We start from the raw sequence: 25,090 nt of genomic DNA, 5'->3' as shown, positions 1-25,090 counted from the left end.
CGCCCTGGACGCCCTGGACGAGCAGGACGCCCCGGACGAGCGGCGCCGCCGCCTCGCCGCATGGCGCGCGTCGGACCGTGTGCTGTCGCGCGTCTCCGCCGACCGGCGGATCGGCGAACGCCTCGCGGCGCTGGCGGAGGCCGCGGGCGAGGTGCACGACCTGGACGACTGGACCGACGTGTACGGGAACGGGGTCGTCGCGGAGCTGGAGCGGCGTACGGCCTCGCTGCTCGGTTTCCCGGCCGCCGCGTTCTTCCCGACCGGCACGATGGCGCAGCAGGTGGCGCTGCGCTGCTGGGCGGCGCGCACCGGGAACGCGACGGTAGCGCTGCACCCCCAGGCGCATCCGGAGGTGCACGAACGCTCCGCCTTCTCCGTGGTGAGCGGCCTGCGCACGGTCCACCCCACGACGGAGCCCCGGCTGCCGACGGCCGACGAGGTGCGCGAGTGCGACGAGCCCTTCGGCGCGCTGATGCTCGAACTGCCGCTGCGGGACGCCGGCTTCGTACTGCCCGCCTGGGAGGATCTGGTGGCCGTCGTGGAGGCGGCGCGGGAACGTGATGCGGTGGTGCACTTCGACGGCGCGCGCTTGTGGGAATGCGCCCCGCACTTCGGCCGCCCGCTCGATGAGATCGCGTCCCTGGCGGACAGCGTGTACGTGTCGTTCTACAAGTCCCTGGACGGCATGTCGGGGGCGGTGCTCGCCGGTCCGGCGCCGCTGATCGACGAGGCACGGGCCTGGCGGCACCGGTACGGGGGCCAGCTGTTCCAGCAGTACCCGGCAGCCCTGTCCGCGCTGCTGGGCCTCGAACGGGAGCTGCCCCGGCTGCCGTCGTACGTGGCCCACGCGAAGGTCGTCGCCGCGGCGCTCACGGACGCGCTGCGCGAGCCGGCCGTCCCCTGGGCGCGGATCCACCCGCCCGTTCCGCACACGCACCAGTTCCAGGTCTGGCTGCCGTACGACAAGGACGTGCTGAACGAGGCGGCGCTGACGCAGGCGGAGGAGACCGGCGTGACGCTCTTCCGCCGCTGGTTCTCGGAAGGCTGCCCGCCGGGCGTCTCGGTCACCGAGGTGACCGTCGCGGCCGAGGGCCTCGAGTGGACACCGCAGGACGTGGCGGAGGCGGCCTCGGAGTTCGCACGCCGCCTCCGGTAGCCGGCACCCACCTCCGCGCCACCGCCCGGCGGGTGCGCGTCATGACCACCGGGCGGGCGCGCCGCGTGACGAACCGGTGCCGGCCGAGGCCGGCGGGCGGCGGTCAGCAGGGCGAACGGTGGGCGTCGGCGGGCCGGGGGACGGCGCGGCGGGACGCGAGCACCGTGCGGAGACGGCGGTGGCCGCGTGCCTCGCGGAGCGTCCGCAGGTCGTGGTCGCCGGGGTGCGGTGGCGGCGCGGTGTCGGTCCGGGCGGCCCGGTACAGGTCGAGCATGTGCTGCTGGATCGCGTTCATGGCCTCACGCTGCTCCCCGCGTCCGGCGCCCGTCGCGTCGATTGACGAGCCACGTCAAACGTGGCCGCGCCCGCCCCGGGACCCCGCACCATGGAGTCGTGAGCGTGACCATCGACATCACGGGGCTGGCCCCCGAGCGCATCGTCTTCGACATCTCCCCACTCGCCGAGCTGGGCGTGGCCCTCCACGCGCTCTCCGAGCCCGCGCACCACCCCGGGCTGCACGGCTGGGCCACGGCGACGGCCGCCGGGCTCAAGCCGGACCTCGCCGACCGGCTGCACGAGGCCGACTTCCTGTGGCGATCGACGTTCTCGGACATCTTCCTGCCCTTCGCCGGGCTGCCGGCGGAGCCCGGTCGCATCGGGGCGAGCCTCAAGGAGGAGCTGGACCTGCTCGACCGGCTCGACGACGAGCGGTTCGTGTCGTCGGCGCTCGAGTTCACCTGCGCCAGCACGTACTCGACCGGCGCCCCGTCCCCGCTCGTCGACGCCTCACGCCGGGCGCACGCGCTCGATCTGGCGGCCAACCGAGGGCCCCGTCAACTGGACTTCACCCGGCGGCTGCTGGCCGACCCGGCGTCCGTACGCGCCTGGCTGCGGCGGCTGTTCGAGGACTGCGACGACGCCTTCTTCGCGGACACCTGGGGACGCGTCTCGACGCAGCTCGCCGCCGACGCCCGCCACAAGACCGAGCTGATGCGACGCAAGGGCCTCGCGGAGGCGCTGCGCGCCGTCTCCCCGGCGCTGTCGCTCGACGAGGGCGGCACCGTGATCAGCGCCGACAAGCTCGCGGACGGGCGGACGACCGCCACCGACCCGGCCTTCGGCGCCGGGCTCACCCTGCTGCCGTCCAGCTTCGGCTGGCCGCACCTGATGGTCGTGCACGCGCCCGGCTGGCAGCCGGTGATCCAGTACCCGATCGGGGCGCCCGAACTGCCGGGCGCCGCCTCCGTGGAGCTGCTGAAACTCCGCATGGACGCGCTCGCCCACCCGATGCGGATGCGGCTGTCCCGCAACCTCGGCAGGGCCGCGTACACGACCAGCGAGCTCGCGGACTCCCTCGGCATCAGCGCACCCGAGGTCTCCCGCCATCTGGCCGTGCTGAAGAAGGCCAAGCTGATCTCCACCCGCAGGCGCGGCCGTTACGTGCTCCACCAGCTGGACGTGACGGCCGTAGCCCGGCTCGGGAGCGATTTCCTCGAGACGGTGCTGCGCTGACCGCGGGGCCGGCGCGCAGTCCGACGGCGCGTGGAGCCGTCGGCGGGCCGACCGGTCAGGCCGTCCCGCCGCCGGCCCGGACCAGCCCGGTCTCGTAGGCGAGCACCACCACCTGCACGCGGTCACGGAGGCCGAGCTTGGTCAGGATGCGGCCGACGTGCGTCTTGACGGTGGCCTCCGAGAGCACGAGGCGGCCGGCGATCTCCCCGTTGGAGAGGCCCTGGGCGACGAGCATCATCACTTCCCGCTCCCGCTCCGTCAGCCTGGCCAGCTCCTTCTGCCGCGGCTCCGGGCCGGCGCTCGGCAGCATCGGGGAGAAACGGTCCAGGAGCCGCCGCGTCGTCGACGGCGCCACGACCGCGTCACCGCTGTGCACGGAACGGATCGCGCCGAGCAGTTCGCCGGGCGGCACGTCCTTGAGCATGAAACCGCTGGCGCCGGCCTTCAGACCCGAGAAGGCGTACTCGTCGAGGTCGAAGGTGGTCAGGATCAGCACCTTGGGGGCGTCCGGCTCCGCGCAGATGCGCCGCGTCGCCTCCACCCCGTCGAGCCTCGGCATGCGTACGTCCATCAGCACGACGTCGACAGCGGTGGACCGCAGGTTCTCGATCGCCTCCGCGCCGTCCCCGGCCTCCGCGACGACCTCCATGTCCGGCTGGGCGGCGAGCACCATGCGGAAGCCGGTGCGCAGCAGCACCTGGTCGTCGACGAGCATCACGCGGATGGACATGTGGGTTCCGTCCCTCGGTTCTGTGGGCACTAGTGGGCGGGCTTGAGCGGCAGCAGCGCACTGATACGGAAGCCTCCGCCGGGCCGGGGTCCGGCGTCCAGGGTGCCGCCGACCATGCCGACGCGCTCCCGCATGCCGATGAGGCCGTGGCCGCGGCCGTCCGCGCCCCCGTCCTCGTACAGCTCGTGCGAGGCGCCGCGGCCGTCGTCCTCGACGAGCAGCCCGAGCCCGTCGTCGAAGTAGACGAGCCGCACGCTGGCGCCGGCGTCCGGGCCGCCGTGCTTACGGGTGTTGGTGAGTGCTTCCTGCACGATCCGGTAGGCGGTGAGCTCGACACCGCTGGGCAGCGTGCGCGGCGTTCCCTCGACCTTGAAGTCCACGGTCAGACCGGCCCGGCGGACGTGTTCGACCAGTTCCTCGATCTGCTTCACATCGGGCTGGGGAACGTACTCGCCGCTCTCCGGCCCGTCGCCGGTGCGCAGCACGCCGAGCAGCCGGCGCATCTCCGCGAGCGCCTGGCGGCCGGTGCTCGAGATGGTCTCGAGGGCCTGCTTGGCCTGGTCGGGCGCGGCGTCCATGACGTAGGCGGCGCCGTCGGCCTGCACGACCATCACGGACACGTTGTGGGCGACGACGTCGTGGAGCTCGCGGGCGATCCTGGCGCGCTCGGCCGCCACCGCGACCTTGGCCTGCGCCTCGCGTTCCTTCTCCAGACGGGTGGCGCGCTCCTCGAGCTGGTCGAAGTAGGCGCGCCGGGTGCGTATGGAGTCGCCGAGCACCCAGGCCAGGACGAACGGAAGGCTCATGACGACGGTGATGAAGATCCGCTCGGAGACCGCGGAAGCCTCCTCCGGCCAGCGGATCTGCGCCAGCGACGCCGCTGACAGACCGCCGGTCAGGGCCAGCCTCGAGGCCCACCGGGGCGAGCCGACCGCCGCGACGGTGTAGATGATGACCATCATCGCGAAGTCCGCGGGATTGACGCCGACGTCGAACACGAGCTGCGCGACGCCCGCCAGCGCGGCGAGGACCAGCATGTGTTCGGGCATTCGCCGGCGCATCGCCACGACCAGGCTCAGTGCCGTGACGATGACGGCGGCCGCGATGGTGCGGCCGGCACCGTCCGGCACCTCGACCACCCACAGCATGGCGAATCCGAAGAGCGCGACGGCCCAGAAGGTGTCGACGCCCGTCGGGTGTCTGCGGATGAAGTCGTAGAGGCGCTGCACGTAACCCAGAGTAGGGAAGGCAGATAGGTGCAGGGGTCAACCGGAGGGGCGATCCGGGGAGCGGAGGCGTACTCCGCAAGGTGGAGACTGGTGCCCGTGACGTATGAGACCGGCGATTGGCGCGGCTGGCGGGAGGCGGCGGAGACCGCACTCTACGGGCCTCGGGGGTTCTACCGGCGGCCGGAGGGTCCGGCGGGCCATTTCCGTACCTCCGTCCACGCATCCGGGTTGTTCGCCGCCGCGGTGGCCCGGCTGCTGACCTCGACGGCCGGGTCGCTGGGCCTCGCCGAGCCGGCGCTGATCGACGTGGGGGCGGGCCGCGGCGAACTGCTGACCGGGGTGCTCGCCGCGCTGCCGCCCGGCCTGCCGGTTCGCGCGTACGCGGTCGAGCGGGCGGACCGGCCCGCGGGCCTCGACCCGCGGATCGAGTGGACCGCGGAGATCCCCGAGGGTCTGAACGGGCTGCTCTTCGCGAACGAGTGGCTCGACAACGTTCCCGTGGACGTGGCGGAGGTGGACGCGAACGGGGCGGTCCGCCGTGTGCTGGTCCGCGAGGACGGCGAGGAGCGGCTCGGTGACGAGGTCACCGGGGCTGACGCCGACTGGCTCGCCCGCTGGTGGCCGCTCGGCGAACCGGGAACGCGTGCGGAGATCGGCCGGCCCCGGGACGAGGCGTGGGCGGCGGCGGCGGGCTCCCTGGCGTCGGGTCTCGCGGTCGCCGTGGACTACGCGCACACGGCAGGGGCCCGGCCGCCGTTCGGCACGCTGACCGGCTTCCGCGACGGCCGCGAGGTGCGCCCCGTGCCGGACGGAAGCTGTGACATCACGGCCCATGTGGCGCTGGACGCGTGCGCCGCGCCGGGGAGCGCCGAGCTGGTCGGCCAGCGGGAGGCGCTGCGGAGGCTGGGCGTGAGCGGGGAGCGGCCGCCGCTCGCCCTCGCGTCGTCGGACCCCGCGGGCTATGTGCGTGCCCTGTCCCGGGCCGGGGAGGCGGCGGAGCTGACCGCGAAGGGCGGCCTCGGCGACTTCACCTGGCTCATGCAGAGGGTGGGGCGGCCTCTGAGAGACTGGTCGGCATGACGGAGACGACGGTCGGCATCGGCGGTGCGGCGGAGAACACCGACATGGTGCTCAACATCGGGCCCCAGCACCCTTCCACGCACGGCGTGCTGCGTCTTCGTCTGGTGCTCGACGGCGAGCGCATCCGGGAGGCCGAGCCGATCGTCGGCTATATGCACCGCGGTGCGGAGAAGCTCTTCGAGGCCCGCGACTACCGGCAGATCGTGGTGCTCGCCAACCGGCACGACTGGCTGTCCGCGTTCTCCAACGAGCTCGGTGTCGTCATGGCCGTGGAGCGGATGCTCGGCATGGAGGTCCCGGAGCGCGCGGTGTGGTCCCGTACGCTCCTCGCCGAGCTGAACCGGGTCCTCAACCACCTGATGTTCCTCGGCTCCTACCCCCTGGAGCTGGGCGGCATCACGCCGGTGTTCTACGCGTTCCGCGAGCGTGAAGAGCTGCAGACCGTGATGGAGGAGATCTCCGGCGGCAGGATGCACTACATGTTCAACCGGGTCGGCGGTCTCAAGGAGGACCTGCCCGCCGGCTGGCTCGGCCGCGCCCGGCACGCGGTCGCGGACGTCCGCTCCCGCATGGACGTGTACGACCGCCTCGTCCTTGGCAACGAGATCTTCCGCGGGCGGACGCGGGACGTGGGAGTGCTCTCCGCGGACGCCGTCCACGCCTTCGGCGTCAGCGGTCCGATCGCCCGCGCCTCCGGTGTGGACTTCGACCTGCGCCGGGACGAGCCCTACCTCGCCTACCCCGAACTGCAGGACACCCTCCGGGTGGTGACCCGACAGGAGGGCGACTGCCTGGCCCGCTTCGAGGTGCTCCTCGAGCAGACGCACAACGCCCTGGACCTGGCGGACGCCTGCCTCGACCGGATCGCCGAACTGCCGCCGGGGCCGATCAACCAGCGGCTGCCGAAGGTCCTCAAGGCACCCGAGGGCCATACGTACGCCTGGACCGAGAACCCGCTCGGCATCAACGGCTACTACCTGGTCTCCAAGGGCGAGAAGACGCCCTACCGGCTCAAGCTCCGGTCGGCGTCCTACAACAACATCCAGGCGCTCACGGTGCTGCTGCCCGGGACGCTGGTCGCCGACATGGTCGCCATCCTCGGGTCGCTGTTCTTCGTCGTCGGCGACATCGACAAGTAGCGTCCGCCGCTTCAGGAGACGGCGTTGCGCAGTCCGGCGACGTCCAGCTGCTCCGTCTCGTCGTGCGCGGTCAGGTCGATGACCTTGCCGACCGCGCGGGGCCCGCTGACGCGCTGGGCGGCGAGGGCCTCTTCGCCCACGACGTCCGCCAGGTCCTCGTGCTGGACCGCTTCGATCGCCTTCTGCGTGCCCGGCGCCTCGATGGCCCTCAGGGCGGCGGCGCTCTCGACGGCCTTGACGCCTTCGACGGCCCTGGCACCGGACCCGGCCTCGCCGCCGCCCGTGACGCCGCTCGCCGCGCCGCCCGTGCCGAAGAAGTCGAAGCCGCCCTCAGGGCGCTTCACGCGGGAGCGCTGCTGACCGTACGGGACGATCGCGGCGGCGGCAGGAACGGTCCGGCGGGCGGGGAGGGCGGACGACGGGCGTACGTCCTGCTCGGCCCCGGCGCCCGCCGCGTGCTTCCCCTGCGGCTCGTCCGCCTCACGGGAACGCTCCGCGAGGTCCCGTCGGCGCGCTTCCTCGACCGTGTGTCTCGCCTCCTGCGCCGCGGCGTTGCGCGACAGGTCCTCCAGCGCCTTGGCCGCACGCAGAAACGTCGAGGGCGTCGGCGTGGAACCGGCGGGCAGCAGCGCCTTCGCCGGTGCCGCCGCCTCGATCGCGAGCTGCCTGCGGCCCTCGAGGGCGCTGGCCCGCTCCGTCTCCGCGTTCGCGTACCGCCGCAGCAGTGCCGCGTGCTCGCCGCGCAGCGCGGCGAGTTCGACCCGCTTGGCGCGCAGCTTCGCGTCGAGCTTCAGCCGCAGCTCGCGGGACTCCTCGACGTCCGTCTCGAGCTCCGCTATGCGTTCCTCGAACTTCCACTGGTCACTGGCCCGGCCGCGCGTCAGCTCCGCGACCCTGCGCCCGGCCCCGCGGTCCCAGTTGCGCATGAGGACCGCACCGGTGACGGCGGCGGCCGCCGCGGCGGCGACCAGCACACGGAGCACCACGGTATCGCCGACGAACCACGCGCCGGCGGCGCACAGGACCGACGCTCCGGCGACCGCCGAGGGGGGCAGCAGCTTGTGCAGGGGCGGGGAATGACGGTGGCGTCCTCGTGGCATGGCCCGAAATTTACCGTGCGTAGGCACTGAATGGGGCATCGGCCCGGCAAATCTCTGGGAGAGAATGCCGGGCCCGGGGACCGCTACTTCCGCAGCAGTCCCTCCGACTCCAGATAGGCCTTCGCGACGTCCGCGGGCTTCGCGCGTTCCGAGTCCACCTTGCGGTTCAACTCGGCGAGATCCTCGGTGGTCAGGGCCTTGGTCAGGCCGGCGAGGACATCGGCGATCTCCGCGCTGCCGGCGTCCTTCGCATTGACGACCGGAAGAATGTTGTCCGCGTTCTGGAGCTTCTTGTCGTCCTCCAGGACCACCAGGCCGTAGCTCTCGAGCGTGCCGTCGGTGGTGTAGGTGAGCACCATGTCGTCCTCACCGTCCTTGACGGCCTGCTTGGCCTGCGGGGTCCCGACGCCCTTCGGGTCGATGCCCGCGACGTCGATGCCGTAGGTCTTCTTCAGACCCGGCGCGCAGAAGGGCCGCACCTCGCACTCGTCGCCCGCCGCGATCTTCACCGGTCGCTTCGACCTGCCGAGATCACTGAGCGTCTTCAGTTTGTTCTTCTCGGCGAATTCCTTCGTGACGGCGAAGGCGTTCTGGTCGACGGCTTCCCCGACGGGCAGCACCTTCAGTCCGAGCGGCTCCGCGAGCTTCGTGAGCTCCTGAACGGTCGAGGTGACATCACCCGACGCGACGGGCTTCTCCTCCGGCGCCTTGGGCCCGTTGACCTTCGCGTTGAGGAATTCGGCGAGGGTCGCCGCGTATTCCGGTACGACGTCGATCTCGCCCTTCTCCAGGGACGGTTCGTACAACTCGCGGTTCTTAACGGTGGTGATCGACGTCTTGTAGCCGGCGTCGCCGAGCAGCTGTGCGTACAGCTCGGCGAGGACCTTCGACTCGGTGAAGGCAGCGGCCCCGACGACCAGGGTGCCCTTCTTGCCCGAGCCGGTCCCCGGTGACGTGCCTGCGTTCTCCTGCTCGAGGGATTCACCGCCGCACGCGGCGAGGGAGCCTGTCAGGGCCACCACACCGAGTACCGCACCGGCGATGCGAGAGGTCTTGCTCATCAAGGTTCTCCGTCCACAGCGACTTGGGAAGCGAATCGGCGGCACGCGCAGTCGGCACGTGCCGTCAGGCGGACGACGGCACGGTCCTGCGCAAGGGACTCAGCAGCCGGTCGGCGGCCACCAGAACCCCTTCCACGACAAGGGCCAGCAACGCCGCGAGCAGCGCCCCCGCGACAACCTGCGGGGTGTTGTACGTGTTGAACCCGGCGGTGATGATGCGGCCGAGGCCGCCCTGGCCGACCATCGAGGCGATCGTGGCCGTCGCCACCACCTGGACGGCGGCCGACCTCAGCCCGGTCATCAGCAGCGGATACGCGAGGGGCAGCTCGACCCGCAGGAAGACCTGCCCGCCCGACATGCCCATGCCCCGCGCGGCCTCCACCACGGCCCGGTCGACCTCCCGCATGCCCACGTACGCGTTGGTCAGCAGCGGCGGCACGGCGAACAGCACCAGGGCGATGATGGTCGGCACATAGCCGGCGCTGCGCAGCGGCGTGAGCATGAACAGCGCGAGGACCGCGAAGACCGGCACCGCCCGGCCCGCGTTGGAGATGTTGACCGCGAGCGCGCCGCCCTTGCCGATGTGCCCGAGCCACAGGGCGACGGGCAGCGCGATCGCGCAGGCCAGGAGGAGCGCGACACCGCTGACGTAGACATGCTCGCCGAGCCGGTGCCAGGCGCCGCCCTCCCCGGACCAGTTGGCGCCGGTGGTGAGCCACGTCCACGCACCCGAGACCACACTCATCGGACCTTCGCCTCCGCCGTCCGTACCCGGGTCCAGGGGGTGAGCAGCCGCTGCAGGCCGAGGAGCAGCAGATCAGCGACCGCCGCCAGCAGCACGCACAGCACGGACGCGGTGAGCACCTGGGCCTTGAACGTGGTCTGCACGCCGTCGTCGATCAGATTGCCGAGACCGCCCTTGCCGACGAGGGCGCCCACCGTCGTCAGCGCGATCGTCGACACGGTCGCGATGCGGATGCCCGCCATCAAGGCCGGCAGCGCCAGCGGCAGTTCCACCTCCCACAGCAGGCGGGCGGGGCCGTAGCCCATGCCGCGGGCGGCCTCACGCGCCTCGGCCGGGACCGCTTCCAGCCCGGCCATGATGTTCCGCACGAGGATGGTGAGGGAGTAGAGCACGAGCCCGGTCACCACCAGGGCGGCCGACAGCCCGAAGAACGGCAGCAGCAGCGAGAACATGGCCAGCGAGGGGATCGTGTAGAGCAGCGTGGTGAGCCCCAGCACGGGCCCGGCGAACCGCGGCCTTGCACGGGCCAGCAGCGCCAGCGGGAAGGCGACCGCCAGCCCGATCAGTACCGACGCGACGGTGATCCAGACGTGCTGGACCGTCGCTTCGGTCAACTCCTGGCCCCGGGAGCGGATGTACTCGCCGCAGATCCAGTCGTTCGCCGCGAGACAGCTCCCCGCCGCCTGCTCCGTGCCCGCCCACCCCGTACTCATCCACTCCCACCTCCCCCGCAACCGCCGAACGTATGTCTGGCGACCATAACCCTGGGGACCGACAATGCCCGGGGCCGCCACAGTGCAGCAACACGGCTTTCACACATCACCCGTCACAATGGGGAGTCATGATCCGGTTCGAGCACGTCACCAAGCGGTACCCGGACGGCACGACGGCCGTCGACGATCTCTCGTTCGAGGTCGCGGAGGGTGAACTGGTCACGCTCGTCGGACCGTCCGGCTGCGGCAAGACCACCACCATGAAGATGGTCAACCGCCTCATCGAACCGAGCAGCGGGCAGATCTTCGTGGACGGCCGGGACATCGCCGGCACGGACCCGGTCGAACTGCGCCGCCGTATCGGCTATGTGATCCAGCAGGTCGGCCTGTTCCCGCACCGGACGGTCCTGGAGAACACCGCGACCGTCCCCCGCCTCCTCGGCGCCAAGCGGTCCGCCGGCCGGGCGCGCGCCGCTGAACTCCTCGACCTGGTGGGCCTCGACCCGTCCGTGTACGGCGACCGCTACCCGGAACAGCTGTCGGGCGGCCAGCGCCAGCGCGTCGGCGTGGCCAGGGCACTGGCCGCCGACCCGCCCGTGCTGCTGATGGACGAGCCCTTCGGCGCGGTCGACCCCGTCGTGCGCGAGCATCTGCAGAACGAGTTCCTGAAGCTCCAGGCCCAGGTGCGCAAGACGGTCCTGTTCGTCACCCACGACATCGAGGAGGCCGTGCGCCTCGGGGACCGCATCGCGGTCTACGGGCAGGGCCGCATCGAGCAGTTCGACGCCCCGGCGGCCGTGCTCGGCGCCCCCGCCACCCCGTACGTGGCCGAGTTCGTCGGCGCGGACCGCGGGCTCAAGCGGCTGTCCGTCACCCCCATCGAGCCCGCGGACCTGGAGCAGCCGCCGGTCGTCCACCTCGACGATCCGCTCCCCCGCGACCTCGGCGCCCGCTGGGCCGTCGTCCTGGACGGCGAGGAGAACCTGCACGGCTGGATCTCCGAGGAACGGGCCCGGCAGAGCGGTTCGGTGCGCGACCATGCCCGCCGCATGGAGGCCTGGCTGCCGGTGGGCGCCTCGCTCAAGCAGGCGTTCTCCACGATGCTCCAGCACGACGCGGGCTGGATCGCGGTGATCGACGAGGAGGAGACCGGGCGGTTCCTCGGTGTCCTCACCCCGGCCCGGCTGCACGAGGCGCTGCGGCGCTCGATCGACGCGGACGCCCAGGACATCGCCCGTGCGGAGGTGGCCCTGGAGTCCATCGCGACCGTCCCGTCGGCGGGCCCCCTCACGAAGGACTGAGCCGGCCGGCCAGCCACTGAAGGGCCGGCGGGATCTCGCGCCGCCACGTGTTGAAGTTGTGCCCGCCGCTGTCGAGGACGATCGACGACACCCGCGCCGGCGCCTTCACCTTCTTGACGAAGGCGCGCGTGCCCGCCAGATTGCCTTCGCCCTGCCGGGAAGTGGTGACCAGGAACGACGAACGGCCCTGCGGCAGATGGTCCAGGCTCCACAGCAGGTCGGCCCGCTTGCGCTCCCGGTCGTCGCCGTGGAACAGGTCGCCGGTCGTCGGGTCCTCGGCCGCCTTGTAGTACGCCGAGAGCCCGACACCCGCCGAGAACCGCTCCGGATGGTGCAGCGCGATCTTCAAAGCGCAGTAGCCGCCCGTGGAGTTGCCCATGAAGCCCCAGTTGCGCGCGTGGGTCCCCACCCGGTACGTCTCGGAGACGGCCCTCGGCAGGTCCTCGGCGAAGAACGTCTCCGTCTTCGGTCCCCCGGGCACGTCCACGCACTCGGTGTCCCGCGGCGGCGCCACCGTCGGCCGCAGCATGACCAGGATCATCGGCTGCATCCGCCCATTCTTGGCCTGCTCGTACGCGGTCCTCGGGTACTTGAGTCCCTTGAGCAGGTTCTCCGCGGTGCCCGGGTACCCGGTCAGCACGACGGCCGCCGGAAAGGTCCGCTCCCGGTGCTCCGCATGGAAGTACTCCGGCGGCAGATAGACGTACGCGGGGCTGTCGATCCCCGACTTCGCGCCCGACACGACCACCTTGTGTATCTGGCCGCCGGTCTCCGGGCGGGACGCGCCCGTCACGCCGGGTCTCTGCTTCTCGACGACCCTCAGATGGGTGCCCTGCGAATGGTCCACGACCACGCCCATGTCCTGCTGCTGCCCGAAGAGGTCGGCCCACGAGCCGTAGAACAGGAAGGAGTTGTTGGCCGCGAGCCCGACCGCGGCGAACAGCGACAGCTGCGTGGCGAGCAGCAGACCGACACGCCCCGCCACGGCCCGCGGCCCGCGGCCCGCCAGCCGCGGCCACAGCCATACCGTGGCGGCGAACAGCAGCACGGCCGCCGCGACGGCCAAGGCCAGGACTTTATTACTGGTCAGACCCATGAGTCGGGTGTGCCTTCCGTATCGACGAATTCCCGTTGCGGATGAACCCGCCTCCCCGAAGTCCCGTCCTAGAGGGCGCAAATCGTCCGGGCCGACCGACCTGAGGCCTTGGGCACGGGATCTCATCCGAAATCACGGGAAGCGATGTCTGCAACGGTAGATGGGGACAAATCAGGATCGGTTCCGAATCGGGTGCGCCGCATACTGCACGGCCCACGGCCCGAGACGGTTCCGGCCCTGGTCGGCACGGCCTGCACGTTCGTCGGTCTGATCGACATCGCGGCAGGGATCTTCCCGCGTTTCCGGCACAGCCGGATGCACACGATCGCCGAGGTACTGCCGGGCGCCACCGGCCCGTTCGCCGCCGCGCTCTCGCTGAGCGCCGGCATGCTGCTGCTCCTGCTGGCGCACGGGATCAAGCGTCACAAGCGCCGGGCCTGGCGGGCGGCCGTCGTGCTGCTGCCGGCCGGGGCCGTCGCGCAGTTCGTCTACCGGCACTCCGTCATCGGCGTGCTGCTCTCCCTCGCGCTGCTGGCGCTCCTGCTGCGCCACCGGGGCGAGTTCGCCGCTCTGCCCGACCCGCGCAGCCGCTGGCGGGCGCTCGCCAACTTCGTGTCGATGGGCGCCGGTTCACTCGTCATCGGCCTGGTGGTCGTCAGTGCCCACCCCGGCCGGGTCGTCGGCGACCCCGGGCTCACCGACCGCCTGGAGCACGTCATCTACGGGCTTTTCGGCTTCGAGGGCCCCATCGACTACACCGACGGCGTCTCCTGGACCGTCGGCTACTGCCTCGGCGCACTCGGCCTGCTGACCGCCGTCACCACCATCTACCTCGCCTTCCGTCCCGAGCACCCCGCCGCCCGCCTCACCGAGGACGACGAGCGCCGGCTGCGGGACCTGCTCGCCGTCCACGGCGGGCGTGACTCGCTCGGCCACTTCGCGCTCCGCCGCGACAAGGGCGTCGTCTTCTCCCCCAGCGGCAAGGCCGCCGTCTGCTACCGCGTCGTCTCCGGTGTGATGCTCGCGAGTGGCGACCCGATCGGCGACGTCGAGGCATGGCCCGGCGCCATCGAACGCTTCATGGACGAGGCGAAGGCCCACTCCTGGACCCCGGCGGTGATGGGGTGCTCCGAGACCGGCGGCGAGGTCTGGACCCGCGAGACCGGCCTCGACGCCCTGGAACTCGGGGACGAGGCGGTGGTGGATGTCGCGGATTTCTCCCTCACCGGGCGCGCCATGCGGAACGTGCGCCAGATGGTGAAGCGCATCGAGCGGGGCGGCTACCGCACCCGCGTACGCCGCGCCCGTGATCTCACCGACGAGGAGGTCCGGCAGATCCGCCGCGCCGCCGCCGACTGGCGCGGCACCGACACCGAGCGCGGCTTCTCCATGGCCCTCGGCCGTATCGGCGACCCCGCCGACGGCGACGCCGTGATCGCCACCGCCCACAAGGCCGACGAGAGCGGAACGTCCCCGTACGGCGACCTGAAGGCGGTCATCCACTTCGTCCCGTGGGGCACGGACGGCATGTCGCTGGAGTTGATGCGCCGCGACCGGTCCGCCGACCCCGGCATGAACGAGCTGCTGATCGTCGCCGCCCTCCAGGCGGCGCCCGGCCTGGGCGTCGAGCGTGTCTCCCTCAACTTCGCGATGTTCCGTTCGGCGCTTGCCCGGGGCGAGAAGATCGGGGCCGGGCCGGTGCTGCGGATGTGGCGCGGGCTGCTCGTGTTCCTCTCCCGCTGGTTCCAGATCGAGTCGCTGTACAAGTTCAACGCCAAGTTCCGGCCCCGCTGGGAGCCCCGGTTCGTGGTCTTCCCGGCCACCCGCGACCTGCCCCGGATCGGCTTCGCCGCGATGCAGGCCGAGGGATTCGTCAATCTCTCGCTGCCGCGCCCCTTCGCCCGCCGGCGCACGCGGGTTCCGCGCCCCTGCGCCCATCTGCCCGCCCGGCCGGAACCGCGCGAGGCCCGCGTGGCATGACGGGTCCGCCCCCGTGCGCCACCGGCCCGGCAGGGGCCGTGGACGCCCGGGTGGGGCGCGAGCGCGGCCCGAGACGGGCCCGGGCGCCGCACAGCTCCCGCACGAGCAGCACCCGGCCACGAGTGGCATGGACGCGGCCCGTACGGGCCTAGGCTGGGTTCCATGAGTACGTTGCGCGGACGGGGCACGGCCGACGGCCTGCCGGAGTGGGATCGCTGTGCGGTCATGGGAGTCGTCAATGTGACGCCGGACTCCTTCTCCGACGGCGGGCGCTGGTTCGACACCACGGCCGCGATCAAGCGCGGTCTCGAGCTGGTGGCCGAGGGCGCCGACCTCGTCGACGTGGGCGGCGAGTCCACCAGGCCCGGAGCCAGCCGGGTCGACGAGGACGAGGAGCTCCGCCGGGTCGTACCCGTCGTTCGGGGCCTCGCCGCGGAGGGCGTCACCGTCTCCGTCGACACGATGCGCGCCGTGGTGGCGGAGCAGGCGGTCGCGGCCGGCGCGGTGCTCGTCAACGACGTCAGCGGCGGCCTCGCCGACCCCCGGATGGTCCCCGTCGTGGCCGCGACCGGCGCCCCGTTCGTGGTCATGCACTGGCGGGGCTTCAGTGAGGACATGAACAGCCGCGCCGTGTACGCGGACGTGGTCGCCGAGGTGGTCGCGGAACTGCGCGCCCGTATGGAGGCCGTCGTCGAGGGCGGGATCGCGCCGGAGCGCATCGTCGTCGACCCGGGCCTCGGCTTCGCCAAGCAGGCGGAGCACGACCTCGCTCTCGTCGCGCATCTCGCGGAGCTGCGGGCGCTCGGCCGGCCGGTCCTGGTGGCCGCGTCCCGCAAGCGCTTCCTCGGCCGCGTACTGGCCAAGGACGGGCCGCCGCCGCCCGCACGCGAGCGGGACGCCGCCACCGCCGCGGTCTCCGCCATCTCCGCCCACGAAGGCGCCTGGGCGGTCCGGGTCCACGAGGTGCGGGCCACGGCCGACGCCGTAAGGGTCGCGCGTGCCGTCGAGGGCGCCCGGTGAGCCTGACCGACACCGAGCTCGTCGAGCAGGCCAACACCGCCTTCTACGAGACGATGGAACGCGGCGACTTCGACGAACTGTCCGACCTCTGGCTGGACGACGACATCTCGTGCATCCACCCCGGCTGGCCGGTGCTCTCCGGCCGCGGCGAGGTGCTCCGCTCGTACGCCCTGATCATGGCGAACACCGAGTACATCCAGTTCTTCCTCACCGACGTGAAGGTGCACCTGGCAGGCGACACGGCGCTGGTCACCTGTACGGAGAACATCCTCAGCGGCGGTCCCGCGGAGGACGGAGGCGAGCTCGGGCCACTCGTCGGCCAGCTGGTCGTGGCGACCAATGTGTTCCGCCGCACAGCCGACGGCTGGAAGATCTGGTCGCACCACGGCTCGCCGGTGCTCACGGAAACCGACGGCGAAGAGGACGAGAACAGCCCCTCATAAGTGGGTAGGGGGCGAGCAAGAGGGTTCGTCGCCGCGCATGCGCGGGTATACGCGCCTACCCGGCCTCTCGTGAGTCCTCCACGGCCCCATGGGCAGGTCCTGTCGGTGCTCGCAGGTAGATTCGAACGCGGGCACCACGCCATCCGCATGTGGCCGCGTGCCCGCAGACCTACAGAAGCAGGAGTGATTCGCGTGGATCGTGTCGCGCTGCGCGGCCTCAAGGCCCGTGGGCACCACGGCGTTTTTCCCAAGGAGCGGGAAGAGGGCCAGACCTTCATCGTCGACCTGGTGCTCGGTCTGGACACCCGCCCCGCGGCGGCCGACGACGACCTGGCGAAGACCGTGCACTACGGAGTGGTCGCGGAGGAGGTCGTCGCCGTCGTCGAGGGCGACCCGGTGGACCTGATCGAGACGCTGGCGGAGCGGATCGCCCAGGTGTGCCTCAAACACGACCCTGTCGAGGAGGTCGAGGTGGTGGTGCACAAGCCGGACGCCCCGATCACGGTGCCCTTCGACGACGTCACCATCACGATCACCCGGAGCCGAGTATGAACCAGGCAGCGAGCGACCCGACCGTGCAGCCGGTGCCGTCGTCCGTCACGGAACAGGTCGACGCGGCCGATGTCACCCTGTCCAACCCCAAGGACGCCGTGCTGTCCCTCGGCTCCAACCTCGGCAACCGCCTGGAGACCCTCCAGGGTGCCATCGACGCCCTGGAGGACACTCCCGGCCTCCGGGTGAAGGCCGTGTCCCCCGTGTACGAGACGGAGCCATGGGGCGTCGACCCCGGCAGCCAGCCGTCGTACTTCAACGCGGTGGTCGTGATCAGGACGACCCTGCCGCCGTCGTCGCTGCTGGAGCGCGGACAGGCCATCGAGGAGGCGTTCGACCGCGTCCGCGATGAGCGCTGGGGCCCGCGCACCATCGACGTCGACATCGTCGCCTACGCGGACGTCGTGTCCGACGATCCGGCCCTCACTCTTCCGCATCCGCGCGCCCATCAGCGCGCCTTCGTCCTCGCCCCCTGGCACGACGTGCAGCCGGAGGCACAGCTGCCGGGCCGCGGCGCGGTGGCCGAGCTGCTGGCCGGTGTGGGCGCCGGCGGCGTCCAGCCGCGCGGCGACCTGGAACTGCGGCTGCCCGAGTAGTCGTTAGGCTCGTACGGAACGATCTCCCCCGGCGGGTCGGCGGGGCACGGACGACAGGCGAAGGGCGGCTTTCTCGGTGAAGCAACTACGGCTCGGTGTGCTGGCCGGTCTCTTCGCCGTGGCAGGAGTCCTTTCCTGGGGCGGCGCCCGCCTGTGGGACTCGCTGGGCACCCTGCCGAGCGTGCCGCTGGCCGCGCCGATCGTGCTCGCCGCGATCGCCGTCGTCCTCGCCGCGACCGCGCTCTCTCTGCGCGCCCGCCTGCGGGCCCAGCGCGAACGCCGGCCGGGCGCCAAGGGCGTCGAGCCCCTGATGGCCGCCCGCGCGGTGGTCTTCGGTCAGGCGAGCGCCCTGGTGGCGGCCCTGGTCAGCGGCATGTACGGCGGCACGGGCGTGTTCCTGCTGGGCTCCCTCGACGTCCCGGCCCGCCGCGACCAGGCGATCTACGCCGGTTTCGCGGTGGTGGCCGGCATCGCCGTGATCGCCGCCGCCGTCTTCCTGGAGCGGGTCTGCAAGCTCCCGGAGGACGGCGACGACGAGAACGGCGACGGCGCGGCCCGGGCCTGACCCGGGACCGCCACGCCGGGCGGGCCCTGGGCGGCCGGCCCTCCGGTCAGAGCAGCGTGCCGCCCTCCACCTCGGTGGACGACAGGATCGCCGAGAGCCGCTCGAGCACCTCTCCGGGCAGCTTCACCCTCCCCGCCGCCAGGTTCTCCTCGATGTGCGCGGGCGTCCGGCTGCCCGGAATCGGGACCGCGTGCTCGTCCTGGTGCAGCAGCCATGCCAGCGCCAGCTGGGCGGGCGTGATCGACAGCTCGGCCGCGATCCCGCGGACCGGGGCGAAGCGGTCGTTGTTGGCCTTGAGATTGGCGGCGGCGAAGCGCGGCGCGTTCTGCCGGAAGTCGCCCTCCTTCACCTCGCTGACGGCACCGCTGAGGAACCCGCTGCCCAGCGGGGACCACGGCACGATGCCCACGCCCAGCTCCCTCGCGGTCGCTAGCAGCTCCGGATCGATCGGCCGCCACATCGACCACTCCGTCTGCACGGCCGCCACCGGGTGCACGGCATGCGCGGCGCGCAGTTGCGCGGCGGTCACGTTGGACAGACCGAGGTGCAGGACGAGACCGTCCCTGATCAGCTCGGCGACGGCGCCGACGGTGTCCTCCAGCGGCACCTGCGGGTCCGGGAAGTGCGGGTAGTACAGGTCGATCCGGTCGGTGCCGAGGCCGCGCAGGCTCGCTTCGGCGTAGCCGCGGACATGCTCCGGCGCGGCGTTGACGGCCAGCTCGCCGAAGGCGAAGCCGACGGGGAACGGATGCGGTTCGACACCGTCCGGAAGCCGGAAGCCGAACTTCGTGGCGATGGCGATCTCGTCCCGCCGGCCACGCAGGGCCCTGCCGATGAGCTGCTCGTTGTGGCCGTCGGTTCCGTAGCCGTCGGACGTGTCGATGAAGGTGGCGCCGGCGTCGACGGCGGCGAGCAGTGCCCGCTCGCCGCGCTCGTCGTCGATCTCGCCGTACACACCGGGGGAAAGGACCATCGCGCCGAAGCCGAGTGCGGAGACCTCGAGGTCACCGAGGCGGCGCGTGGGCAGCAGTTGTTCGGTCATACGACCGATCCTTGCAACAACTCCCGGCTGTCACCGGGGAGTTGATGAAGAACGCGGACACTGTCCGGAGTGTGGGATCAACGGGCCATGATCAAGCTCATCGCCTCGTTGCGCGTCGCGGGGTCACGCAGCTGACCGCGGACCGCGGAAGTGATCGTCTTGGCGCCGGGCTTGCGGATACCGCGCATCGACATGCACATGTGCTCGCACTCGACGACGACGATGACGCCCCGGGGCTCCAGGATCTCCATCAGGGAGTCGGCGATCTGAGTGGTCATCCGCTCCTGCACCTGCGGCCGGCGCGCGAAGACGTCCACCAGCCGGGCCAGCTTGGAAAGGCCGGTGATCTTGCCACTGGTGGACGGGATGTAACCGACGTGCGCCACGCCCCTGAAGGGGACCAGGTGGTGCTCACAGGTCGAGTACACCTCGATGTCCTTGACGAGCACCATCTCGTCGTGGCCGAGGTCGAACGTCGTCGTCAGGACGTCCTCCGGCTGCTGCCACAGACCGGCGAATATCTCCTTGTACGCCCGCGCCACGCGTGCGGGCGTCTCACGCAGCCCCTCGCGGTCCGGGTCCTCGCCGACCGCGATGAGCAGTTCACGAACGGCGTTCTCCGCCCGCTTCTCGTCGAACTCGGCGAGATAGCCCTCGCCGTCCAGCGTCACCGGGTCGGTCATCTGTGCCTCGTTCCTCTGCTCCGACGTGGCGCGAAAACGCCGCACCTCCCAGGCTAGAACCTGGGAGGTGCGGCGTTCATTCCGGGGCCGGTGGCCCTGGGCGACGAATGCCCTGGTCAGGCCTCCGGACGCTCCTCCGGGACCGGCTCGGCGGACGACTTGGTGACATCGGTCACCGTGGTCGCCGTGGCCGAGGCCGACGTCGCACCGTTCGCGGCGCCGTTGGTCAGCGCCAGCTCCTTGGGCGAGAGCACCGGCGGGCGGGTGGAGGGGGTACGCCGCGAGGAGCCGGTCCACGCCGGGCGGGCCGGGCGCTTCACGATCGGCGCGAAGATCTCCGCGATCTCCTCCTTGCCGAGCGTCTCCCTCTCCAGCAGCTGGAGGACCAGGTTGTCGAGGACGTCGCGGTTCTCGACGAGGATCTCCCAGGCCTCGTTGTGCGCGGCCTCGATGAGCTTCTTGACCTCTTCGTCGACCAGCGCCGCGACCTCTTCCGAGTAGTCGCGCGGGTGGGACATCTCGCGGCCGAGGAACGGCTCGGTGTTGTCACCGCCGAACTTGATGGCGCCCAGCCGCTCGGTCATGCCGTACTGCGTGACCATCGCGCGGGCCGTGGCGGTGGCCTTCTCGATGTCGTTCGCCGCGCCCGTGGTCGGGTCGTGGAAGACGAGCTCCTCGGCCGCACGCCCGCCCAGCATGTAGGCGAGCTGGTCGAGCATCTCGTTGCGGGTGGTCGAGTACTTGTCCTCTTCCGGGAGCACCATCGTGTAGCCGAGGGCACGGCCCCGGGACAGGATCGTGATCTTGTGGACCGGATCGGAGTTGGGTGAAGCCGCCGCGACCAGGGCGTGACCGCCCTCGTGGTACGCGGTGATCTTCTTCTCCTTGTCGGACATGATCCGGGTCCGCTTCTGCGGGCCGGCCACGACACGGTCGATCGCCTCGTCCAGCGCGTGGTTGTCGATCAGCTTCTTGTCGCTGCGCGCGGTCAGGAGCGCGGCTTCGTTCAGCACGTTCGACAGGTCGGCACCGGTGAAGCCGGGCGTGCGCCGGGCAACCGCGCCCAGGTCCACGTCCGGAGCGACCGGCTTGCCCTTCTGGTGGACCTTGAGGATCTCGAGCCGGCCCTGCATGTCCGGACGGTCGACCGCGATCTGCCGGTCGAAGCGGCCCGGGCGCAGCAGCGCCGGGTCGAGGATGTCGGGCCGGTTGGTGGCGGCGATCAGGATGACGCCGCCCTTCACGTCGAAGCCGTCCATCTCGACGAGCAGCTGGTTCAGCGTCTGCTCGCGCTCGTCGTGGCCACCGCCGAGACCCGCACCACGGTGCCGGCCGACGGCGTCGATCTCGTCGACGAAGACGATCGCCGGGGCGTTCGCCTTGGCCTGCTCGAAGAGGTCGCGCACCCGGGAGGCACCGACACCGACGAACATCTCGACGAAGTCGGAACCGGAGATCGAGTAGAACGGGACGCCCGCCTCGCCGGCGACGGCGCGTGCGAGCAGCGTCTTACCCGTACCGGGCGGGCCGTAGAGCAGCACACCCTTCGGGATCTTGGCGCCGACGGCCTGGAACTTCGCCGGCTCCTGGAGGAACTCCTTGATCTCGTGGAGCTCCTCGACGGCCTCGTCGGACCCCGCCACGTCGGCGAAGGTCGTCTTCGGGGTGTCCTTGGTGATCAGCTTGGCCTTGGACTTCCCGAAGTTCATGACTCGGGAGCCGCCGCCCTGCATCTGGTTCATCAGGAACAGGAAGACCACGACGATCAGCACGAAGGGCAACAGGGAGAGCAGGACCGAGACGAACGGACTCTGCTTCGACGGCGAGACCGTGTAACCGTCCTCGATCGCGCCGGCCTCGAACTTGTCCTGCAGCGTGTCGGCCAGGTCGGCACCCTGGGTGCCGATGTAGCTGGCCTGCACCTTGCTGCTGTTGTCGACCTTCTGGCCCTCCTTGAGCTCGATCTTGATGATCTGCTCGTCACCAGTGGTCAGTTTTGCCTGCTTGACCTGGTCTTTTGCGATCGCCTGGACGACCTCGCCGGTGTCAACCGTCTTGTAGCCACCGGACGAGCCGACGACCTGCATCAGCACGACCACGGCGAGGACGGCCAGCACGATCCACATGACCGGCCCACGGAAGTATCGCTTCACGTCCATCCATACGGGGCGGTGTCGCCCCGTCCCTCCTGCCCGTAGGTAAATGCTGCTGTGAGAAAAGACAACTGCTCTTCGGACGGTACCTCAGCATCGACGCCGACGACCGCCTTCCCCTGCTCCAACGGCGAAAAGGCGGGCTTGGTTCCCCGGCGTGCCGTTGCTTCAGCCTCCGTAGACGTGCGGCGCCAGCGTGCCCACGAACGGGAGGTTCCGGTACTTCTCCGCGTAATCAAGGCCATATCCGACGACGAACTCGTTCGGGATGTCGAACCCGATCCACTTCACGTCGATCGCGACCTTGGCCGCGTCCGGCTTCCGCAGCAGGGTGCAGACCTCGAGTGAGGCCGGCTCCCGGGAGCCCAGGTTCGACAGCAGCCACGACAGGGTCAGCCCCGAGTCGATGATGTCCTCGACGATCAGGACGTGCTTGCCCTTGATGTCGGTGTCCAGGTCCTTGAGGATGCGGACCACACCGGACGACTGCGTGCCGGCGCCGTACGAGGACACCGCCATCCAGTCCATCGTGACGGGGGTGGACAGCGCACGCGCCAGATCCGCCATCACCATCACCGCGCCCTTGAGGACTCCGACGATGAGCAGGTCCTTGCCCGCGTACTCTGCGTCGATCTTCGCGGCCAGCTCGACGAGCTTCGCGTCGATCTCTTCCTTGGTGATGAGCACCGACTGAAGGTCGGTGCCCATGTCCTTCTCGTTCACCCGCGTCGCTTTCTCTCGGCGGTTCAGCCTTGCCGAATGACCAGTCTGCCACCCTGGCGTCGCGCTTCGACCCGGCCGGGCAGGTTGATGGCGCCCTGACCGCGCCATCCGGTGATGAGACGGTCGACTTCCTCGACGTGCCGGGCGAACAGCGATCCGGCGGGCGCCCCGGCCTCGATCACGGCCCGGCGCAGCACCCGGCGGCGTACGGCGGGCGGCAGGACGTAGAGCTTGGCGCATTCCAGCCGGCCGCTCTCGTCCCGCACGGTGGCCTCCGCGTCGGCGGCCCAGCTGTCGAGGGCATCGGCATCGTCGCGGGAGAGCTGGGCGGTACGGGCCAGTGCCTCGACGACGCCCTTGCCGAGCGCCTTCTCTAGGGCGGGCAGCCCCTCGTGGCGCAGCCGGGAGCGGGTGTAGGCCGGGTCGGCGTTGTGCGGGTCGTCCCACACGGGCAGCGACTGGACCATGCAGGCCTTGCGGGCGGTCTGCCGGTCGATGTGGAGGAAGGGCCGGCGGTAACGGCCGGCGGTGCCCGACACGGCGGCCATCCCGGACAGCGAGCGGATGCCGGAGCCTCTGGCGAGTCCGAGCAGCACGGTCTCCGCCTGGTCGTCACGGGTGTGGCCGAGCAGCACGGCGGCGGCCCCGTGGCGCTCGGCGGCGTCGTCCAGGGCGGCGTAGCGGGCGTCACGGGCCGCGGCCTCGGGTCCGCCCTCGCGGCCGACCCGGACGGCGATGGCCTCGACCGGGTCCAGCTGCATCGCGGTGAGGCGTGCGGCGACCTCGGCGGCGCGCATGCCGGAGCCGTCCTGGAGGCCGTGGTCGACGGTGATGCCGCCGGCCCGGACGGAAAGTTTGCGGGCCTCGAAGGCGAGGGCGGAGGCGAGCGCCATGGAATCCGCACCGCCGGAGCACGCCACGAGGACGAGCGGGGGTTCGCTCGCGGGCGCCGGGCCCGGGGCGGAGTGCGCGAAGCGTGCGGCGTTTTCTGTCTGGTCGGTGAGGACGTCGTGGAGTACGCGGCGGACCGCCAGGCGTATCGCCGCGACCGCAGGATGGGGACCCATGTCCGGTGCCCTTCGTGAACGGTTCGGGAGTGGGGTGACTCGGTCGAGTCGGACGATCAGGACGGCCACAGGACGAAGACCGTCACTCCGAGAGCAGTCACTCAGAGTGCGTCGATGGTGACAGAACCGAGCCAATACCCGAGCATTGCACGCCTATCCACAGCCCACGGTCCCTCGGACGGGTGATTGGAGGGGCGCCCTTCTGCCGATGCCCGCCTGTCTTTCGCGACTCTCCTCTACGGCGCGCCCTCCCCCTTGCGGTGCACCCTCGCGACCCAGTCCGCCGGTTTGGCGATCTCCGCCTTGGTCGGGAGCGTGTTCGGTGAGGTCCAGACGCGGTTGAAGCCCTCCATCCCCACCTCCTCCACCACGGCGCGCACGAAGCGCTCGCCGTCGCGGTACTGGCGCAGCTTGGCGTCGAGCCCCAGCAGCTTGCGCAGCGCGAGGTCCAGCCGGCTCGCGCCCCGTGCCCTGCGCTGCTGGAACTTCTCCCTGATCTCCGCGACCGACGGCACCACCGCGGGCCCGACGCCGTCCATCACGAAGTCGGCGTGACCCTCCAGCAGAGACATCACCGCGGTCAGCCGGCCGAGGATCTCGCGCTGGGCGGGGGTCTGCACGATCTCGACGATGGAGCGGCCGTCCTCGTCCTGCTCGCCCTCCGGACGCGCCCCGACGAGGGACTGCGCGGCCTCCCGGAACCGCTCGAGGACGGTCATGGGATCCATCTCGGTCTCACTGAGGAACGACTGGATCTCGCCCTCGAGATGGTCGCGCAGCCAGGGCACGCCGGTGAACTGCGTGCGGTGGGTCTCCTCGTGGAGGCAGACCCAGAGCCGGAAGTCGTGCGGCTCCACTTCCAGTTCGCGTTCGACGTGGACGATGTTGGGCGCGACCAGCAGCAGCCGTCCGCCGCCGTTGCCCTCCCCGGGGTCTCCGGACGGCAGGTCGCTGCCGCCCGGAGCGAAGGTCTCGTACTGTCCCAGCACCCGTGAGGCGAGGAACGACAGCAGCATGCCGACCTCGACGCCGGTCACCTTGCCGCCCACGGCGCCGAGCACCGCGCCACCGGCCGTGCCGGAGCGCCGTTCCTGCATCTTGTCCAGCAGCGGGCGCAGCAGTTCGCGGAAGCCCGCGACGTTCGCCTTGATCCAGCCGGCCCGGTCCACCACGAGGACCGGGGTGTCCCGTGGCCGGGCGCCCTCCGGAATCATCCGGGTGAACTCCCGGACGTGCTCCTCCGAGGCCTTGGCGTGGCGGCGGAGCTCGGCGACGACGGCGCGCGCCTCGTCCCGGCTCACCTCGGGACCCGGCCGCACGAAGCGGGTCGCGGTCGCCACGGCGAGGTTCCAGTCGACCATCTCGGCACCACCGATGCTCGTCATGCGTCAACCGTACGTTCTC

General features: G+C 71.2%; 25 protein-coding genes. 11 read left to right on the top strand and 14 right to left on the bottom strand.

From position 1 onward, the window contains the following. Window positions 1-4 precede the first annotated feature (4 nt). Complete coding sequence (locus ACTMTU_RS13300) at window positions 5-1,156, top strand: threonine aldolase family protein (RefSeq protein ID WP_441263718.1); 1,152 nt, start codon at window positions 5-7, stop codon at window positions 1,154-1,156. A gap of 103 nt (window positions 1,157-1,259) precedes the next feature. On the opposite strand, the gene ACTMTU_RS13295 is transcribed toward ACTMTU_RS13300, so the two are convergent. After that, window positions 1,260-1,451, bottom strand: coding sequence for a hypothetical protein (locus tag ACTMTU_RS13295; RefSeq protein WP_441263665.1), 192 nt, complete (start codon window positions 1,449-1,451; stop codon window positions 1,260-1,262). Between the two features lie 104 nt (window positions 1,452-1,555). Between ACTMTU_RS13295 and ACTMTU_RS13290 the strand changes: the two genes are divergently transcribed. Beyond that, on the top strand, window positions 1,556-2,668 hold the full coding sequence (locus ACTMTU_RS13290) for a DUF5937 family protein (RefSeq protein WP_441263717.1): 1,113 nt from the start codon (window positions 1,556-1,558) through the stop codon (window positions 2,666-2,668). Window positions 2,669-2,723: 55 nt separating this feature from the next. On the opposite strand, the gene ACTMTU_RS13285 is transcribed toward ACTMTU_RS13290, so the two are convergent. Together ACTMTU_RS13285 and ACTMTU_RS13280 are read right to left on the bottom strand one after the other, a co-directional pair. Then, entirely contained in the window at window positions 2,724-3,398 is a 675-nt protein-coding gene (locus tag ACTMTU_RS13285) for a response regulator (RefSeq protein ID WP_441263664.1), read from the bottom strand. 29 nt (window positions 3,399-3,427) lie between these two features. Continuing rightward, complete coding sequence (locus tag ACTMTU_RS13280) at window positions 3,428-4,627, bottom strand: sensor histidine kinase (RefSeq protein ID WP_441263663.1); 1,200 nt, start codon at window positions 4,625-4,627, stop codon at window positions 3,428-3,430. Window positions 4,628-4,714: 87 nt separating this feature from the next. Here ACTMTU_RS13280 and ACTMTU_RS13275 point away from each other — a divergent pair, with 87 nt between their 5' ends. Beyond that, window positions 4,715-5,707 (top strand): SAM-dependent methyltransferase, encoded by a 993-nt coding sequence (locus ACTMTU_RS13275; RefSeq protein WP_441263716.1) that lies wholly within the window; start codon window positions 4,715-4,717, stop codon window positions 5,705-5,707. Beyond that, window positions 5,704-6,846 carry an NADH-quinone oxidoreductase subunit D gene (locus ACTMTU_RS13270; RefSeq protein WP_441263662.1) on the top strand — a complete coding sequence of 381 codons (1,143 nt, stop codon included), beginning with the start codon at window positions 5,704-5,706 and terminating at the stop codon, window positions 6,844-6,846. Before ACTMTU_RS13275 ends, ACTMTU_RS13270 begins: the two co-directional genes overlap by 4 nt. Window positions 6,847-6,857: 11 nt before the next feature. On the opposite strand, the gene ACTMTU_RS13265 is transcribed toward ACTMTU_RS13270, so the two are convergent. The 4 genes from ACTMTU_RS13265 to ACTMTU_RS13250 all read right to left on the bottom strand — a co-directional run bounded on the left by ACTMTU_RS13265 (window position 6,858) and on the right by ACTMTU_RS13250 (window position 10,465). Next, entirely contained in the window at window positions 6,858-7,946 is a 1,089-nt protein-coding gene (locus ACTMTU_RS13265; RefSeq protein ID WP_441263661.1) for a hypothetical protein, read from the bottom strand. A gap of 83 nt (window positions 7,947-8,029) precedes the next feature. Continuing rightward, entirely contained in the window at window positions 8,030-9,007 is a 978-nt protein-coding gene (locus ACTMTU_RS13260) for a glycine betaine ABC transporter substrate-binding protein (protein ID WP_441263660.1), read from the bottom strand. 64 nt (window positions 9,008-9,071) lie between these two features. Then, window positions 9,072-9,752 carry an ABC transporter permease gene (locus ACTMTU_RS13255; protein WP_441263659.1) on the bottom strand — a complete coding sequence of 227 codons (681 nt, stop codon included), beginning with the start codon at window positions 9,750-9,752 and terminating at the stop codon, window positions 9,072-9,074. Beyond that, window positions 9,749-10,465 (bottom strand): ABC transporter permease, encoded by a 717-nt coding sequence (locus ACTMTU_RS13250; RefSeq protein WP_441263658.1) that lies wholly within the window; start codon window positions 10,463-10,465, stop codon window positions 9,749-9,751. Before ACTMTU_RS13250 ends, ACTMTU_RS13255 begins: the two co-directional genes overlap by 4 nt. 128 nt (window positions 10,466-10,593) lie before the next feature. On the opposite strand from ACTMTU_RS13250, the gene ACTMTU_RS13245 reads away from it, so the two are divergent. Then, entirely contained in the window at window positions 10,594-11,766 is a 1,173-nt protein-coding gene (locus tag ACTMTU_RS13245; protein WP_441263657.1) for an ABC transporter ATP-binding protein, read from the top strand. On the opposite strand, the gene ACTMTU_RS13240 is transcribed toward ACTMTU_RS13245, so the two are convergent. Then, window positions 11,753-12,862, bottom strand: coding sequence for an alpha/beta hydrolase (locus tag ACTMTU_RS13240; protein WP_441263656.1), 1,110 nt, complete (start codon window positions 12,860-12,862; stop codon window positions 11,753-11,755). The two genes, ACTMTU_RS13245 and ACTMTU_RS13240, sit on opposite strands and share 14 nt — an antisense overlap. Before the next feature lie 144 nt (window positions 12,863-13,006). Here ACTMTU_RS13240 and ACTMTU_RS13235 point away from each other — a divergent pair, with 144 nt between their 5' ends. The 6 genes from ACTMTU_RS13235 to ACTMTU_RS13210 all read left to right on the top strand — a co-directional run bounded on the left by ACTMTU_RS13235 (window position 13,007) and on the right by ACTMTU_RS13210 (window position 18,018). Next, the gene (locus tag ACTMTU_RS13235; RefSeq protein WP_441263655.1) at window positions 13,007-14,842 is read left to right on the top strand and encodes a phosphatidylglycerol lysyltransferase domain-containing protein; all 1,836 of its coding nucleotides are present in this window, start codon (window positions 13,007-13,009) and stop codon (window positions 14,840-14,842) included. A 162-nt stretch (window positions 14,843-15,004) separates the two neighbouring features. Beyond that, the gene (folP, locus tag ACTMTU_RS13230) at window positions 15,005-15,862 is read left to right on the top strand and encodes a dihydropteroate synthase (RefSeq protein ID WP_441263654.1); all 858 of its coding nucleotides are present in this window, start codon (window positions 15,005-15,007) and stop codon (window positions 15,860-15,862) included. After that, a complete protein-coding gene (locus ACTMTU_RS13225; RefSeq protein ID WP_159689081.1) occupies window positions 15,859-16,305 on the top strand; it encodes a nuclear transport factor 2 family protein in 447 nt (148 codons plus the stop codon). The genes folP and ACTMTU_RS13225 overlap by 4 nt, the downstream gene beginning before the upstream one ends. Before the next feature lie 192 nt (window positions 16,306-16,497). Further along, complete coding sequence (folB, locus tag ACTMTU_RS13220; RefSeq protein ID WP_005314173.1) at window positions 16,498-16,857, top strand: dihydroneopterin aldolase; 360 nt, start codon at window positions 16,498-16,500, stop codon at window positions 16,855-16,857. Continuing rightward, window positions 16,854-17,453, top strand: coding sequence for a 2-amino-4-hydroxy-6-hydroxymethyldihydropteridine diphosphokinase (gene folK, locus ACTMTU_RS13215; protein WP_189470392.1), 600 nt, complete (start codon window positions 16,854-16,856; stop codon window positions 17,451-17,453). Before folB ends, folK begins: the two co-directional genes overlap by 4 nt. A 76-nt stretch (window positions 17,454-17,529) precedes the next feature. Then, window positions 17,530-18,018 carry a DUF3180 domain-containing protein gene (locus ACTMTU_RS13210; protein ID WP_441263653.1) on the top strand — a complete coding sequence of 163 codons (489 nt, stop codon included), beginning with the start codon at window positions 17,530-17,532 and terminating at the stop codon, window positions 18,016-18,018. 46 nt (window positions 18,019-18,064) lie between these two features. On the opposite strand, the gene ACTMTU_RS13205 is transcribed toward ACTMTU_RS13210, so the two are convergent. From ACTMTU_RS13205 to ACTMTU_RS13180, 6 genes are all read right to left on the bottom strand, one after another. Then, on the bottom strand, window positions 18,065-19,060 hold the full coding sequence (locus ACTMTU_RS13205; RefSeq protein WP_441263652.1) for an aldo/keto reductase: 996 nt from the start codon (window positions 19,058-19,060) through the stop codon (window positions 18,065-18,067). A gap of 77 nt (window positions 19,061-19,137) precedes the next feature. Continuing rightward, window positions 19,138-19,743: a GTP cyclohydrolase I FolE gene (folE, locus tag ACTMTU_RS13200; RefSeq protein ID WP_441263651.1), complete on the bottom strand. Its 606-nt coding sequence runs from the start codon at window positions 19,741-19,743 to the stop codon at window positions 19,138-19,140. A gap of 116 nt (window positions 19,744-19,859) precedes the next feature. Further along, complete coding sequence (gene ftsH / locus ACTMTU_RS13195) at window positions 19,860-21,902, bottom strand: ATP-dependent zinc metalloprotease FtsH (RefSeq protein WP_441263650.1); 2,043 nt, start codon at window positions 21,900-21,902, stop codon at window positions 19,860-19,862. 162 nt (window positions 21,903-22,064) lie between these two features. Then, window positions 22,065-22,604 carry a hypoxanthine phosphoribosyltransferase gene (gene hpt / locus ACTMTU_RS13190; RefSeq protein ID WP_159689106.1) on the bottom strand — a complete coding sequence of 180 codons (540 nt, stop codon included), beginning with the start codon at window positions 22,602-22,604 and terminating at the stop codon, window positions 22,065-22,067. 38 nt (window positions 22,605-22,642) lie between these two features. Next, window positions 22,643-23,686, bottom strand: coding sequence for a tRNA lysidine(34) synthetase TilS (gene tilS, locus ACTMTU_RS13185; RefSeq protein WP_364592800.1), 1,044 nt, complete (start codon window positions 23,684-23,686; stop codon window positions 22,643-22,645). 236 nt (window positions 23,687-23,922) lie between these two features. After that, window positions 23,923-25,071 (bottom strand): zinc-dependent metalloprotease, encoded by a 1,149-nt coding sequence (locus ACTMTU_RS13180; protein ID WP_441263649.1) that lies wholly within the window; start codon window positions 25,069-25,071, stop codon window positions 23,923-23,925. Window positions 25,072-25,090 lie beyond the last annotated feature (19 nt).

This window comes from Streptomyces sp. OZ13 (assembly GCF_052068155.1).
Lineage (GTDB): Bacteria > Actinomycetota > Actinomycetes > Streptomycetales > Streptomycetaceae > Streptomyces.
This window is presented reverse-complemented; position numbering and strand designations above follow the sequence as displayed.